Origin of the sequence: Magnetospirillum sp. LM-5 (assembly GCF_902729445.1) — a bacterium.
Taxonomy (GTDB): domain Bacteria; phylum Pseudomonadota; class Alphaproteobacteria; order Rhodospirillales; family Magnetospirillaceae; genus Magnetospirillum.
The window spans coordinates 1-14,755 of record NZ_CACVCE010000007.1 but is presented as its reverse complement, the minus strand read 5'-3'; the positions used below and the strand labels follow the sequence as shown (position 1 = coordinate 14,755).

The window sequence follows — 14,755 nt, the reverse complement described above, 5'->3', positions numbered from 1 at the left end:
AATGAAAGAATGACAGGGACCGCACCAACGCGAAAGTGTGTGCGTAACCGTAGGCCTTGCTGTTGGCGCGGCAAGTCCTATACTTCGGCCCTTCCATTATCCCAAGTTCAGGGGCGTTACCCATGAAGGGCGAAGTCAAGAAGGTCGTTCTGGCCTATTCCGGCGGTCTCGATACCTCCATCATCCTGCGCTGGCTGCAGGACCAGTATCAATGCGAGGTGGTGACCTTCACCGCCGACCTGGGCCAGGGCGAGGAGCTCGAACCGGCGCGCAAGAAGGCCCAGCTGATGGGCATCAAGGACGAGAACATCTTCATCGACGACCTGCGCGAGGAATTCGTGCGGGACTTCGTCTTCCCGATGTTTCGCGCCAACGCCCTGTACGAGGGCGTCTACCTGCTGGGCACCTCGATCGCCCGGCCGCTGATCTCGAAGCGCCAGATCGAGATCGCCAACCTGGTCGGCGCCGACGCGGTCAGCCACGGCGCCACCGGCAAGGGCAACGATCAGGTCCGCTTCGAGATGGGCTATTACGCCCTGAAGCCGGACATCAAGGTGATCGCGCCGTGGCGCATCTGGGACCTGAGCAGCCGCACCAAGCTGCTGGACTTCGCCGAGAAGCACCAGATTCCGATCGCCAAGGACAAGCGCGGCGAGGCGCCTTATTCCACCGACGCCAACCTGTTGCACATCTCGTACGAGGGCAAGGCGCTGGAAGATCCGTGGGTCGAGCCGTTCGAGGACATGTTCACCCGCTCGGTCAGCCCGGAAAAGGCCCCCGACAAGCCGACCTATGTCGAGGTGGAATTCGAAAAGGGTGATGCGGTGGCCATCGACGGCGTGCGCATGACGCCGGCCCAGCTGCTGACCAAGCTGAACGAGTTGGGCGGCGCCAACGGCATCGGCCGGCTGGATCTGGTGGAAAACCGCTTCGTCGGCATGAAGAGCCGCGGCGTGTATGAAACCCCCGGCGGCTCGATCCTGATCGTCGCCCACCGCGCCATGGAAAGCCTGACCCTGGATCGCGGCGAATCGCACCTGAAGGACGAGATCATGCCGCGCTATGCCGAGCTGATCTATAACGGCTTCTGGTTCAGCCCGGAACGCATCGCGCTGCAGCAGATGATCGACCATATCAGCCTGAACGTCTCGGGCGTGGTGCGGCTGAAGCTGTACAAGGGCAACGTCACCGTGGTCGGCCGCAAGTCCGAAAAGAGCCTGTATCGTTTGGACTACGTCACCTTCGAGGAAGATTCGGTCTATGACCAGCGCGACGCCCAGGGCTTCATCAAGCTGAACGCGCTTCGCATGCGTCTGGCCAAGATGGCACGCGGCTGACGCTCGTTGTTGGTGACAGGCTCGAGTGAAGAGGGGCCGGCGGGCGATCCGCCGGCCCCTATTGCTTTTGTCTCTCTCGTGAAGGGCGTCATGGCAGCCCACGTTTCCTCTGTCACCGGGCGCGTCGATCCGGGATTTTGATGGAGGTTGCCATGATTGGCCGAATGATGATCCTGGCCGCTCTATTCCTGCTGTCCGCGACAACCGCCGGCGCCGGAGGAATATCCGAGCGCGCCACCCCGATGGGCGCGATATTGACCGATGCCGCCGGAATGACCCTTTACGTCTTCGACAAGGATGAGCCCGGCAAGTCCAATTGCCTCGACACCTGCGCGGCCAACTGGCCGCCAGCCCTGGCCGACACGGCCGACATGGCCAAGCCGCCTTATTCCATCATCACCCGTGCCGACGGATCGAAGCAGTGGGCCCATGGCGGCAAGCCGCTCTATCGCTGGGCCAAGGATGCCAAGCCGGGCGATGCCACCGGCGACGGCTTCCGCGATATCTGGCACGTTGCCAAGCCGATGGCGGCGCCGGTGATGGTGCCCGAGCCGGCTTCGCCGATGAAATCGGGATACTGAGATCTACTCGGCCGGCGGCAGCTTGTCGCGCCACGCTGGCGGCAGCGCGGCCAGAACCTTGCGCCGCCCTCGTTGCCACAGCGACGACAGCAGCAAAAGGGCGGCGCCGACCACCAGTCCGATGATGGCGAAGGCTTCCCCGCCGCTGGTGCCGGCCTTCAAAAGCGCAATCAGCGCACCTAGGACATAGGCCAGCGCCGACACCAGCATGGCGCGGCGATCGATGGCGATGGCCACCAGGGTCATGGCGATGTAAAGGGTGACGGCGGCCCCGGCTTCCCATGCCTTGGACGGATTGGCGTTCAACAGGCCCAACAGGCTGAACAGCGGATGGGCGATCATCGGGGCGGCGGCCATGTGCAGCCAGAAGGCGACGTCCGAACGCCGGGTCTGGCGGGTCCGGTCGCTGGAATCCCAATGCATCGCCAGGGCGAAGATGGCGATGCCGCCGGCCAGCATCACCCAGGTCCAATGCTCGAGCACGGCGGCTCCAAGCGCCAGTGTCACCAGCGAATAGACCGCCGCCAGCACGAACAGCGCGATGCCGGCGATGGCGGCGGGAATCTTGAACCGTCGCCAATGCAGGTAGGTCCCGGCGGCGACGGCCAGCGCGATGGCCACCGCCTTGACGGTCGCGGCCGGTGGGTTGTGGGCGGCGAAGGGATCGACCACCGTCAAGCTGGCCATCGACAAGCCCAGGCAGAAGGTCAGCAGCAGCACCAGGCTGGGCAGCGCCATCCGGCGGCGCCGCGAGAAATACTCGGCCAGGACCCAGCTCAGGCCCGCGATCAACAGGCCGCCGACCACCGAATCCTCGGACCCGGTCAACTGGCTGACCGAAATCAGCACCAGGCCGATGGCGATGGTGACAAAGACGTCGTTGAAGCCCGAAACCAGGCGAAAGCGTTCGTCGTCGGGGGTGGCGGTCTGATGCCGGTCGGCCATGAAGCGGCGAAAGGCGGCGGCGATGTCGGCCGGCATCACGCCGGCACTCACCGCCGCATTCAAATCTTCGTCATCGTACAAGAAAACCGTCCTTTGGTGATGGCTGCGGACGGCTTTCGCGTCCGCTCGTCTATTGGCTCAGCTCTTCCCGCCAGGTAAGAAAACATATGGGCTCGGGGCTCATCCATTGGCTGGGCGACGCATGGTCCGTTCGCGAACCTTGGCTCGATCTTGATGTGCAGGGTCATTCCCTCGGGGGTGAATGCCAATCACGTCCAGAATGAAGCGCGCGGTATCGCTATGATCCGCGCAAAGCCGCGCGACGGGCCGGCATAGCACCGGAATTCCGTCGATTTCGAATGTTTCGCTGTGGGTCTTGCTGGAAATGACCGCCGCTCTGAGACTATGGCGCTTTGCAAAGGATATCAAATTACCCACAACGGAACGGTCACGCGCCACGCGGTCGCTCCACTTGAATTCTTCGGCCCGAAGGGGCTTCCCGCTAGTTCCGTTCACCAAGACCAGATCGATCTCGCCGTCTCGCCAACGAGCATAATAGCAATCGTGGATCATCGACGACTGCACCACCTGCGCCATCACCGCCGTCTCGACCATTGCCCCGACTACCTTGGGGTCGTCGCCGTCATGCACAGGGCTGAACATCGCGGCGCGGAGGCATGGATTGGTCAGGTAGACCTTGAAGCCCATCTCGCGCCGTGGGCGCTGACCATGCTCGTCGATTCGGTACAGTCGATGCACCAGGAAAGCGGCCTCCAGGAACTGGAAATATTTGAGGACGGTGTTCTTAGGGATGCCGGTCTCCTTCGACAGCTCGCCCAGGCTGACTTCCTGGCCGCTGTTGTAGGCCATGCTGGCGAAGAACCGGTAGAGTTCGTTGGGGTTGTCGATGCCGTACAGGCTGGGCAGGTCGCGCAGCAGCGCCTTCTCGACGATATCTTCGGCCACGTAGCGGGCCATGTCGCCCTGGATGGCCGGGTTCAGAACCGCTTCCGGGAAACCGCCGAAATTGATGTAATCGAAGAAGTGGCGGTTCAGGATATCGATATCGCCTTCGGCGGCCTCGGTCTCGCCGATGAAGTCCAGATACTCGGCGAACAGCAAGGGCGGCAGCAGGAAGTCGGTGAAGCGGCCAGCTCCCGATTCCAGACTCTTCATCCGTAAGGCGGCTGCCGCCGAGCCCGACACGATGATGCGCAGATTGGGGTAATCATCGACCATCACCTTCAGGTGGGCTTCCCATTCCTCGAGATACTGGATTTCATCGAACACCGCCCAGAATTCGGCAAAGCGGTCGAGGCCGCGATCTCGCATGAAAATTTGCAGGATGCGGTCCAACGACCAGCCTCGATAGATCGGGTTTTCCAGCGAGGCGAAGAAGATGGCCTTTGGATCGACACAGTCGTCCTGAATCAGGGCGCGGATGGTCTGGCGAAGAAGGATGGTCTTGCCGACCCGGCGCGGTCCCATCAATACGACCGCGCGCCGAACCTCGGTCTTGCGCACCAAGTCCAGGAACAGTGGCAGATAGGCGCGATCACGCTTGCCATCCAGCAGACGGTCAAGCGTGTCGGGGTTGCTCCACCACGGGTTCTCGAATCCGAAGCGGGTCAGCAATTCCTTCTCATTGACGCGCAACATCGGACGCCTCCGTCAAGATCATGATCTTAGGTCGGCGTGTGTCGCAGTGTCAAGATCGTGATCTTATTCGCTCAGCTCTTCCCGCCCGGCATACAGATCCAGCGCTTCCGGGTTGGCCAGGGCTTCCTTGTTCTTGACCGGGCGGCCGTGCACCACGTCGCGGACCGCCAGTTCGACGATCTTGCCGGACTTGGTGCGCGGGATGTCTTCCACCTGGACGATCTTGGCCGGCATGTGGCGCGGCGTGGTGTTGTCCCTGATCTTCTTCTTGATGCGGTCGCTCAAGGCCTGGTCCAGTTTGATGCCCGGCCGCAGGCGCACGAACAGCACCACGCGGACGTCGGCCTGCCAGTCCTGGCCGATCACCAGGCTTTCCAGCACCTCGTCGATCTGTTCGACCTGGCGATAGATCTCGGCGGTGCCGATGCGCACGCCGCCGGGATTCAAGGTGGCGTCCGAGCGGCCATAGACGACGATGCCGCCATGGGGCGTCAATTCGACCCAGTCGCCATGGCACCAGACGTTGGCGTACTTGTCGAAATAGGCGGCATGGTACTTGGCGCCGTCGGCATCGTTCCAGAAGCCCACCGGCATCGACGGGAAGGCTTGCGTGCAGACCAGTTCGCCCTTGGTGCCCTCGACCGGCTGGCCGTTGTCGTCGAACACCTCGACCTTCATCCCCAACCCGCGCGCCTGGATCTCGCCGCGCCAGACCGGGGCGGTGGGGTTGCCCAGCATGAAGCACGAGATGATGTCGGTGCCGCCCGAGATCGAGGCCAGTTGCACGTCCTTCTTCACCTTGTCGTAGATGTAGTCGAAGCCCTCGGGCGCCAGCACCGAGCCGGTCGAGGCGACCACGCGGACCGATGTCAGCTTATGGGTCTTGGCCGGCTCGAGGCCCATTTTCGAGATGGCGTCGATCCACTTGGCCGAGGTGCCGAAGAAGGTCATCGCCTCGGCATCGGCGAAATCGAACAAGATCGCGCCGTCCTTGGCCGACGGGTTGCCGTCGTACAACAGCAGCGTCGCCTGGCAGGCCAGGGCCGACACCAGCCAGTTCCACATCATCCAGCCGCAGGTGGTGAAATAGAACACCCGGTCGTTCGGCTTGCAGTTGGAATGAAGCAGATGCTCCTTCAGGTGCTGGATCAGGGTGCCGCCAGCCGAATGGACGATGCATTTGGGCACCCCGGTCGTGCCCGACGAGAACATGATGTAAAGCGGATGGGCGAAGGGCAGGCGGACGAATTCCAGCTCCTTGGCCGGGAAGGGGGCGATGAAATCGGCCAGATGGACCGAGCCGGGAATGGCCGAGATGTCGGCCCTGTCCTGGGTGTAGGGGACCACCACCACCGTCTGGACGCTGGGCATGCCGGCCTTGATGGCGGGCAGCTTGTCGGTCGAGGGATGGGCCTTGCCGGAATAGAAATAGCCATCGGCCGAGACCAGCACCTTGGGCTCGATCTGGCCGAAGCGGTCCAGCACGCCCTGGATGCCGAAATCGGGCGAGGCCGACGACCAGATGGCCCCCAGCGAGCTGGCCGCCAGCATGAAGGCCACGGTTTCCGGCATATTCGGCATATAGCCGGCGACGCGGTCGCCCACGCCAATCCCAGCCGCCTTCAGGGCCTGCTGCAGGCGAGACACCAACTGGCCCAGTTCCTTGCGGCTTAAGCGGCGCTTGACCTTGTCCTCGCCCCAGAACACCACGCCATCACGGTCGTCCAGGCCACAGAGCAGGTTCTCGGCGTAATTCAGCCGGCTTTGCGGGAACCATTGGGCGCCCGGCATCTTCTTGATGTCATCGACCGCCACCGTGCCGGGACCGTCGCCGATGATGGCGCCGAATTCCCACATCGAGGTCCAGAAGCGGTCGGGCGAGGCGTTCGACCACCGCCACAGACCGTCATAATCCGAGACGGCGGCGCCCCAGCGGGCGTTCACCTCGGTCATGAAGCGGGTCAGGTTGGCGCTGGCCACCTGATCGGGCGTGGGCTGCCACAGCGGCATGGTCATGTCGGTCTTCCCCCCTGGATGGGTACGGGTCAGTTGTTCTTGAGGTCCTGCGCCACCTGGCGGGCGCGGCCCAGTTGGCGCTGGCTCATGCCCTTGGCCAGGCGGTCGCGGGCCTCTTCCGCGGCCTTCAGGCCCTGGCCGGCGACGATGTCATAGCTGACCCAGGCCCGTACCGGGTCGGCATTGGGCAGGCCGTGGCCCTTGGCCGACAGGTCGGCCAGCACCATCATCGCTTCGCCATGGCCGGCCCAGGCCGCGCCCGACAGCCATTCGACGGCGCGGTTCAGGTCCAGCGGCAGGTTCAGGCCGTTCAGGTGGGCCATCCCCAAGACAAAGCGCGCCTCGGCGTGGCCGTGGCGGGCGGCCTCGATCAGCCAGGTCTCGGCCTCGATCATCCCCGGCCGCATCATGTCGGGCTGGAAGTCGCCGCCCGCCGCCTGCAGCGCCTGGGCCTTGGTCGGGTACAGGCGGTCGCGTTCGGTATTGTCCTTCTCGCGGGCCGGGTCCTTGTACAAAAGCCGCCATTGTGCCGGTTCGGCCAGCAGCATGCGGCCCAATCGGAACTTGGCCTCGACATTGCCGGCGATGGCGGCGTCGGTGTACCAGCGCCGCGCCTTGGCGCGATCGACCAGCACGCCTTCGCCGGTTTCGTAAAGCTTGCCGACCGCCAGCACCAATTCTGCGGTGCCCAGGGTGGCCGCAGCACTTTCCAGCCAACGGGCGGCAGCGGGGCCGCCGATGCCGTCGCTCTTGCCGGCCATGTAGAGGTCGATGAAATGGGCGCGTGCCGCCTCGTCCCCCAGGTCGCCGGCGCGGTACCACCATTGCGCCGCCTGAATCGGGTCCTTGGGCAGGCCCTCGCCGGTCTCGTGCGCCTGGGCCAGCGTCAACGCGGCGCCGACATGGCCGTTGCCGGCGGCGGCGGTCAGCCAGGCAGCGGCCTCGGCCGGGCTTTTCTTGACGGCCTTGCCCGACAGATAGGCCATGCCCATCTCGAACTGCGCCGACGGGTCGCCTTGGGCGGCGGCCTGCAGCGGCAGGGTCAAAGCGGGGGTGGCTTTCTTGGCAGCCGGCTTGGTCGGCTTGCTTTGCGCCAGGGCCGGACCCGCGACCAGAAGGGCGAGCAGGGCGGTGGCGGCGGCGATCCTCATTGGGCGGGGCTTTCCGTGTGACGGGGCGAGTTTATGGCCGCATGATTCCACAGGGGGACCGGGCTGTAAACTCTCAGCCCTTCGCCGCCCGTTCGATCGCTTGCGCCAGGGCGATATCCTTGGCGGTCACGCCGCTAAAATCATGGGTCGACAGGGTGATATCGACGCGGTTCCACACATTGGTCCATTCGGGATGGTGGTCCATCTTCTCGGCCACCAGGGCGACATGGGTCATGAAGGCGAAGGCGGCGGGGAAGTCCTTGAACTTGAAGCTTTTGGCGATGGCGTCGCGGCCGGCGACCTCGCCCCAGCCGGGCAGGCCGTCCAGCGCCTGGGCGCGTTCGGAACCGGAAAGTTTGGCACTCATGGCAGGGTCTCCCTGGTAAAGGCGAAGATCGCACCCATGAGAGTCTTAATGGGCGCCCTTCACGCCCACATCAAGGCAGGGTAAGGTGGTGCCCATGTCCCGACTCATCCCTCCCCATTCCGTTCCGCCGTCGCTCGACGATCTCGAAACCATCGCCCAGGCCGCCTTTGCCGAAATTCCGGCCGAGCTGCGGGCCTATGCCGCCGACATCATCATCCGCGTCGAGGACTTTCCCGACGAGGAGGTCGAGCAGGAGATGGAGCTGGAATCGCCGTTCGACCTTCTGGGCCTTTATCGTGGCGTGTCGATGGCCGACCAAAGCTTCACCGAGACGCAGCCCAGGTCGGACGTCGACATGATCTTCCTCTATCGCCGACCGCTGCTGGACTATTGGTGCGAGACCGGCGAGGATTTGTCGGGCCTGGTCAAGCATGTGCTGATCCACGAGATCGGCCACCATTTCGGCCTGAGCGACGATGACATGGAGCGCATCGAGGACGAGGCATAAGGGGGGGGGGAACCGTGGCCGAAAGCACCGTGACTGCGCTCGAGCCCGAACGGCTTTATACCGTTTGCGATCCCGACCAGCTGAATTTCGCCAGCACCGCCGACCTGGAAGACACCGACGAGCCGATCGGCCAGGACCGCGCCGTCCAGTCGATCCGCTTCGCCATCGGCATGGCCCATCGCGGCTTCAACCTGTTCGCCCTGGGGCCGGAGGGCACCGGGCGGCGCTCGCTGGTGATGCAGTACCTGCTGCAGGCGGCGGCCGATCAGCCGGCGCCCGACGACTGGGTCTATGTCAACGATTTCCAGAACGCCCACCGTCCCAATCCGTTGCGCCTGCCGCCCGGGCGCGGTCCCGGCCTGAAGAAGGACATGGCCGACCTGATGACCGAGCTGGGCCAGGCCCTGCCGGCCGCCTTCGAGGCCGAGGAATATCGCGCCCGGCGCCAGGCCATCGAGGCCTCGCTGAAGGAACACCAGGACGAGAACTTCCAGAATGTCGGCGCCGAGGCGGCGGAAAAAAGCGTCGCCCTGATCCGCACGCCGGTCGGCCTGGCCTTGGCGCCGATGCGCGACGGCGAGGTGCTGTCGCCCGACGAGTTCCAGAAACTGTCCGAGGCGGACCAGGAGCACTTCAAGGCCGAGATGGAGCGGCTGCAGGAGAAGCTGGAAGCCACCATCAAGAAGGTGCCGGTGTGGGAGCGCGAAACCCGCGCCAAGATCCGCGAACTGGACCAGGAGGTCGCCAACTTCGCCATCAGCCACCTGATGGACGAGGTCAAGGAGAAGTACGCCGATCTGCCCGAGGTCCTGGCCTATCTGGATGCCGTCGCCGCCGACGTCGCCGAGAACGTCGCCGATTTCCTGGGCGACGGCGAGGATGGCCGCTCGAAGCCGGCCAAGCCCGGCCCGGCCGGCGAAAGCTCGATCCGCCGCTATCGCGTCAACGTTCTGGTCGATCACGGGTCGACCACCGGCGCCCCGGTGGTGTTCGAGGACCACCCGACCCAGCCCAACCTGTTGGGCCGGGTCGAACATGTCGCCCAGTACGGCGCCCTGATCACCGATTTCAACCTGATCAAGCCGGGCGCGCTGCACAGGGCCAATGGCGGCTATCTGGTGATGGACGCCCGCAAGGTGCTGCTGAACCCCTTCGCCTGGGAAGATCTGAAGCGCGCCCTGAAAACCCGCGAGCTGCGGCTGGAAAGCCCCGGCCAGAGCCTGGGGCTGCTGTCCACCGTCAGCCTGGAGCCCGGCCCGATCCCCATCGACGTCAAGGTGGTGCTGATCGGCGACCCATCGCTTTATTACCTGCTGTCGCACTACGATCCCGAATTCACCGAACTGTTCAAGGTCGCCGCCGATTTCGACTGGCGCATGGACCGTTCGCCCGCCAACATCGTCGGGCTTGCGCGCTCGGTGGCGACGCTGACCCGCAAGGAAAACCTGAAGCCGCTGGATCGCACCGCCATCGCCCGTCTGGTCGAACAGGCCAGCCGCGAGATCGAGGATTCGGCCAAGCTGTCCACCCACATGGCCAGCCTGGCCGACCTGGTGCGCGAGGCCGACCATTGGGCCGGCCAGGCCGGCGCGGGGCTCATCACCGCCAGCCATGTCCAACAGGCCATCGATTCCGCCATCTATCGCCAGGACCGGGTGCGCGAGCATGTGCAAGACGAAATCCGCCGTGGAACCGTCCATGTCGCGACCGAAGGGTTCGAAATCGGCCAGATCAACGGACTGGCGGTGCTGCAATTGGGGCGCTTCGCCTTCGGACGGCCCAGCCGCATCACCGCCCGGGTTCGGTTCGGCAAGGGCGAGGTGATCGATATCGAGCGCGAGGTCGATCTGGGCGGGCCGCTGCACGGCAAGGGGGTGATGATCCTGTCGTCGTTCCTGGCCTCTCGCTTCGGCGCCGACGGCCCGTTGACTTTGGCCGCCAGCTTGGTATTCGAACAATCCTATGGCGGCATCGAGGGCGATTCGGCGTCGTCGACCGAGCTTTACGCCCTGCTGTCGGCCCTGGCCGAACTGCCCATCGACCAAGGTCTGGCGGTGACCGGTTCGGTCGACCAGTTCGGCCGCGTCCAGGCCATCGGCGGCGTCAACGAGAAGATCGAGGGCTTCTTCGACCTGTGCGCGGCGCGCGGCCTGACCGGTCGGCAAGGCGTGCTGATTCCCGCGACCAACGTCGCCCACCTGATGCTGCGCGCCGATGTGGTCGAGGCCTGTCGTCAGGGGCGCTTCGCGATCTATCCCATCCAGACCATCGACCAGGGCATCGCCTTGTTGACCGGCAAGCCGGCCGGCACCGCCAATGCGGCGGGGCGCTATCCGCCGGGCAGCGTCAACGCCCGGGTCCAGGCCCGGCTGAAGGCCTTCCTGCGTGCCGCCGAGCGCCTGCAGGGGCGGTCCGAGCCCCCCAGGCCGAAGCCCAAATCTCGGCCCTAGCCCTGTTGCGGCGATGCAACAGTGTGATTCGAATGATTCAGCCCGGTCGGAACAGGGCTTCCAATTCGCAGTCGCGGGACTATATCTAGGGTGATGAACGTCACCTGCCGTTGGTTCCCATGCGTTTGCTGACCGTCCTTTGTGTGTGTGCCCTTGCCGCCGCCCCGGCTTTTGCCGAGGATGCGGCGTCGTCGCGCCCGCGCCTGGTCGGTGGCGGCATCGATCTCTTGACGGCCGATTTCGCCCGTGGCGCCGGCATGGGCGAGAACCAGGCCGAAATCTTCGGCAAGGGCGCGTTCAGCGCCGGTGCGGTTTCGGGGCCCGAGCGCATGGCCATCGGCGGCTATACCTCGTACATCTTCAACGATGTCCGTCTGTCCTCGTCGCTCAAGGGCGACCCGGTGGGCCAGTCGGCCGACGTGTCGGCGGCCTATTCCGGCGCCTTCATGGGCATCGACGGCACCGCTTTGGTGCGGTTGGGCTATGAATGGGGCAATGCAGGCTCGTTCAGCCCGAACCCGGCGCAGATGGGTGTGACCGCCTTTGATGGTTACCGTCCGGGCAGCGACCTCTCCTTGTCCTTGTCCTTGACCCACGACATCACCCCGGGCTTTTCCTTCGGGGGCTTCGCCGCCGCCAATCGCGGCGAGGTCGAGGCCGAGCGCGCCCAGTCCGGCTTCTCGCTGGGTGCCGGCCTGGGGCTTAAATTCTAAGATGGACCACGGCACTCTTCAGCGCTTGGCCCGCTATAACCAGTGGGCCAACGACCGGCTTTATGCCGCCTGCGGACAGCTCAGCCAGGACGAGTTGGCGCGCGAGCGGCCCAGCTTCTTCGGGTCGATCCTGGCGACGCTGAACCACATCTTGCTGGCCGACCGTGTGTGGATGGGGCGCTTCGAGGGCCAACCCGCCCAAGGCATCGTCTCGCTGGGGCAGATTCTTCACCCGGATTTCTCGGGCTTGAAAGAGGCTCGTGACCAGTTCGACCAACACATCGTCGCCTGGTGCGATGGGCTGAGGGGCGATCTGGCGCGGCCGCTGGCCTATCGCACCATCGCCGGTGTGGCGGCGGAGACTCCGCTGGGTTGGTCCTTGTTTCACTTCTTCAACCACCAGACCCACCATCGCGGCCAGGTGCACGGACTGCTGTCGCACGCCGGCACCGAGCCGCCGCCGCTGGACCTGATCTACTATTTGCGCGAAGTGTGACGGCTGGGCGCCTTTGGTGCCGGAATTCGGCGCGAAAGGGAAAAGCGAAACGCCTGGATCGTCGGGCGATCCGGGCGCCGGGTCAGTTCTTTCGGTCGAGGACGCCCTGATTTTCGGGGGCGTTCATGTCCAGCAGCCGCATTTCCTCGGGCACGCGCGGCTTGTCCTTTCGATAGCCGTCATCCCAGACAACCCAGATATTGTCCTCACCCTTCCATGGATTCAGATTGTAGGGGCCGAAGCGACGCTGGATGGAAACGCCGAAGCCGAAATCTGGGGCGGCCACCGGGCCGATCAGGGCGATTTCGTGGGCAAGACCGGTGGTTGAGGAACATTCGACGCGGTAGTGGGCGCCATTGTCCGGGAAGGCCACCATCTTGCGGTCCTTGCCGACCTCGTCGGTCCACACCGCACCGCGTGCGGCCGTCCGCGCCTCAAGCTCGGCCCGGGATTTCCGCAACATCAGGCCATCCAACTCGGTCTGCGGGGTGAGCCGCTCCACTACCGAGAGCGGCGGCACCGGAGCCTTGCCGGGCGAGCAGCTGATCGAGGTGATATAGGCTGCCTTTGGCGTATCACGATATTCGGCATGGCATGTCTTCGAATCATCTGAGACCGGGACGACCACCGCAGTCTCGGGATTCAGGGCCAAGCCATTGCCGTACATGCAATACAGGAATGCTGGCTTCTTGAAGCTACCCATTCCCCAGAACACCTCATCGACATCGCGCCGGCCTTCTGGTTCCTGCCAATCCTTTCCCTCCCTGGTCCGCCCTTCGATAGGGGCGAGCGCCTCCCAGCCCACGTAAATCTTGGCCCAACGCAGTTTCAATCTTTGTCCGTCGAAGGTCCATGCGGCCGGGCAGGTGGGGCCGCCCAGCGACTTTGCTTCCGCGCCCCCCATGGTCAGCGCCAGAATGGCAAAGAGCAGCACGATTCGCTTCAGCATGAAAAGGATCCCCGGCGGGCTGATGCACCGCCGGGGAGCATACGCTACTTCTTGATCGCGGAATAGTTACCCGCTTGGTAGATGAACTTCCCGCCCGTGCTGAACGGAATGAATTTGCGAGTGACGGACTGGTCTCTTGATTGCTCAAGGACTTCCATGCCCTGCTGGCCATTATTGGTCTCGTCGCCGATACCGGAACCGGTTCGGTCGGAGCTGAGCGCTTATCACTTGAAATTAAAATTTGTGCCAACCTTCAAACAATATACGCCATCAATGACCCACCTGCCTGTCACGAGAACTAATCTGTACAAGCTAGTTGGGGGACTATTTTCGCCCCAGGCGGCAACGATAATGGCTCGGTTGTCCGATAAGCTCTCGGTCTTGAAAAAATAGCCAAGTTCTGAATTTGACTGCGCGCAATTGAGTGCACTTGCGTTATACCCACACACCTCCCCTTGCAGATATGTTCCGCCGCAATCTGATTTTACCATTTTCATTTCAACGGCTCTGGCCGAACTAAGGTAGTGGTTGGAAAATAACGTATTAAGATGTCGATGTCTTTTGGCTGCTCCATTTCTATCTAATATGAAATTATTTATGGTCGGATCGCTGTCTGCTGAGGCAAGAATGCTGTCGAGCGCTTTTTCGACAATGCTTTCCGCTCGGTGAAACGAGGCAGGGGCTCGAAGCCCCTGCTCGGCCGGAGCTGCCAAGACGTTTCCGGCAAGAAGAACGTTAATTGCCCCGGCGATACACGCGGAACGATGGCTGGTGGTCACGATATCCTCGCCCTCCCCACATATCCTTTTGTCGCGCATCGGAAATCCAGGATTTACCATCATACATGGCGATATGTCCATGAGGGCTTCCGCCTGGATAAGGCTGAATGACGACCACATCACCTTTCTGTGGAGAATAGCTCTTGGGATCGACAGAACCAAACCCGCCCCCTTCCAGGGCCGGCCCCATATCCTTGGCGGATTCGACGCCAACCCCAACATTCAAGCCCCCGGCCCTCAGCGCTCCTTTAACAGCTTTGCCGCAATTTCCTTCTGGCGACGACTTCGCCCCGACCTGTAACGCAGCTATGCTTTTGTCGACATCAAGCGATTGAGACTTGGGCACAGTGGAGGTCTCTGGCGGCTGCGTCGGTTCCGGTGTCGGAGCGGGCGTGGTCACGGGAGGTTCGGTGGTGGGCGCCTGCGTCGGTTCCGGTGTGGTGGTTTCCGGCGGATTGTTGACCGGGGCCTGCGTCACCGGCGGCAAGGTGGGGGCCGGCGGTTCCGGGGCCGCATCGGCCATGGCCAGGCCGGCGTCACGCATCTGGGTGGCGAACTTCATCGCCGCCATCGGGTCCTTGTCGCGCATCTGCTCGTGCACGGCGGCGAGATAGGGCATGGTGGCTGAGGTGTCGGTGCGGAAATGCGTCACCGCGTCGGCATAGTCGGTCTTGCCAAGCAAGACATCGGCCATGTTGCCGGCCGCCCAGCGATCGGCGCCCTCGGGGCTGCCGAACGGGGATTGGGGCGCCTTGGCTAGTTTGTCCTCGTCGGTCGGTTCGGCGAAGCCTTCGCCCAGGGGGG

The 14,755-nt window shown here is 63.8% G+C and carries 13 protein-coding genes and 1 pseudogene; 6 read left to right on the top strand and 8 right to left on the bottom strand.

All coding sequences use genetic code 11. The features are described 5' to 3' along the window. Positions 1 to 122 precede the first annotated feature (122 nt). Together MTBLM5_RS04595 and MTBLM5_RS04590 are read left to right on the top strand one after the other, a co-directional pair. Complete coding sequence (locus MTBLM5_RS04595) at positions 123 to 1,337, top strand: argininosuccinate synthase (protein ID WP_173974618.1); 1,215 nt, start codon at positions 123 to 125, stop codon at positions 1,335 to 1,337. Between the two features lie 152 nt (positions 1,338 to 1,489). Continuing rightward, on the top strand, positions 1,490 to 1,918 hold the full coding sequence (locus tag MTBLM5_RS04590; RefSeq protein WP_217424971.1) for a hypothetical protein: 429 nt from the start codon (positions 1,490 to 1,492) through the stop codon (positions 1,916 to 1,918). A gap of 3 nt (positions 1,919 to 1,921) precedes the next feature. Here the strand turns inward: MTBLM5_RS04590 and MTBLM5_RS04585 are convergent, their stop codons facing one another. The 5 genes from MTBLM5_RS04585 to MTBLM5_RS04565 all read right to left on the bottom strand — a co-directional run bounded on the left by MTBLM5_RS04585 (position 1,922) and on the right by MTBLM5_RS04565 (position 8,056). Further along, on the bottom strand, positions 1,922 to 2,944 hold the full coding sequence (locus MTBLM5_RS04585) for a hypothetical protein (RefSeq protein ID WP_173974617.1): 1,023 nt from the start codon (positions 2,942 to 2,944) through the stop codon (positions 1,922 to 1,924). A 99-nt stretch (positions 2,945 to 3,043) separates the two neighbouring features. After that, on the bottom strand, positions 3,044 to 4,498 hold the full coding sequence (locus MTBLM5_RS04580; protein WP_173974616.1) for an ATP-binding protein: 1,455 nt from the start codon (positions 4,496 to 4,498) through the stop codon (positions 3,044 to 3,046). An 87-nt stretch (positions 4,499 to 4,585) separates the two neighbouring features. Further along, positions 4,586 to 6,538 (bottom strand): acetoacetate--CoA ligase, encoded by a 1,953-nt coding sequence (locus MTBLM5_RS04575; RefSeq protein ID WP_173974615.1) that lies wholly within the window; start codon positions 6,536 to 6,538, stop codon positions 4,586 to 4,588. A gap of 29 nt (positions 6,539 to 6,567) precedes the next feature. Continuing rightward, the gene (locus tag MTBLM5_RS04570) at positions 6,568 to 7,689 is read right to left on the bottom strand and encodes a tetratricopeptide repeat protein (RefSeq protein WP_173974614.1); all 1,122 of its coding nucleotides are present in this window, start codon (positions 7,687 to 7,689) and stop codon (positions 6,568 to 6,570) included. Positions 7,690 to 7,762: 73 nt separating this feature from the next. Next, complete coding sequence (locus MTBLM5_RS04565) at positions 7,763 to 8,056, bottom strand: 4a-hydroxytetrahydrobiopterin dehydratase (protein WP_173974613.1); 294 nt, start codon at positions 8,054 to 8,056, stop codon at positions 7,763 to 7,765. Between the two features lie 94 nt (positions 8,057 to 8,150). Between MTBLM5_RS04565 and MTBLM5_RS04560 the strand changes: the two genes are divergently transcribed. The 4 genes from MTBLM5_RS04560 (at position 8,151) to MTBLM5_RS04545 (ending at position 12,223) form a co-directional block, all read left to right on the top strand. Beyond that, a complete protein-coding gene (locus MTBLM5_RS04560) occupies positions 8,151 to 8,564 on the top strand; it encodes a metallopeptidase family protein (RefSeq protein ID WP_173974612.1) in 414 nt (137 codons plus the stop codon). A gap of 14 nt (positions 8,565 to 8,578) precedes the next feature. Continuing rightward, positions 8,579 to 11,014, top strand: a complete 2,436-nt coding sequence (locus tag MTBLM5_RS04555; RefSeq protein WP_173974611.1) for a Lon protease family protein — start codon at positions 8,579 to 8,581, stop codon at positions 11,012 to 11,014. Positions 11,015 to 11,133: 119 nt separating this feature from the next. Beyond that, positions 11,134 to 11,727 (top strand): hypothetical protein, encoded by a 594-nt coding sequence (locus tag MTBLM5_RS04550; RefSeq protein WP_173974610.1) that lies wholly within the window; start codon positions 11,134 to 11,136, stop codon positions 11,725 to 11,727. A 1-nt stretch (position 11,728) separates the two neighbouring features. Continuing rightward, positions 11,729 to 12,223: a DinB family protein gene (locus tag MTBLM5_RS04545; RefSeq protein ID WP_173974609.1), complete on the top strand. Its 495-nt coding sequence runs from the start codon at positions 11,729 to 11,731 to the stop codon at positions 12,221 to 12,223. Between the two features lie 82 nt (positions 12,224 to 12,305). Here MTBLM5_RS04545 and MTBLM5_RS04540 read toward each other — a convergent pair whose 3' ends face one another. The 3 genes and pseudogenes from MTBLM5_RS04540 to MTBLM5_RS04530 all read right to left on the bottom strand — a co-directional run. Beyond that, on the bottom strand, positions 12,306 to 13,172 hold the full coding sequence (locus MTBLM5_RS04540; protein ID WP_173974608.1) for a hypothetical protein: 867 nt from the start codon (positions 13,170 to 13,172) through the stop codon (positions 12,306 to 12,308). 224 nt (positions 13,173 to 13,396) lie between these two features. Further along, complete coding sequence (locus MTBLM5_RS04535) at positions 13,397 to 13,951, bottom strand: hypothetical protein (protein ID WP_173974607.1); 555 nt, start codon at positions 13,949 to 13,951, stop codon at positions 13,397 to 13,399. Next, a pseudogene (locus MTBLM5_RS04530) lies at positions 13,908 to 14,755 on the bottom strand (hypothetical protein); the annotation flags it as partial. The gene MTBLM5_RS04535 and the pseudogene MTBLM5_RS04530, both read right to left, overlap by 44 nt.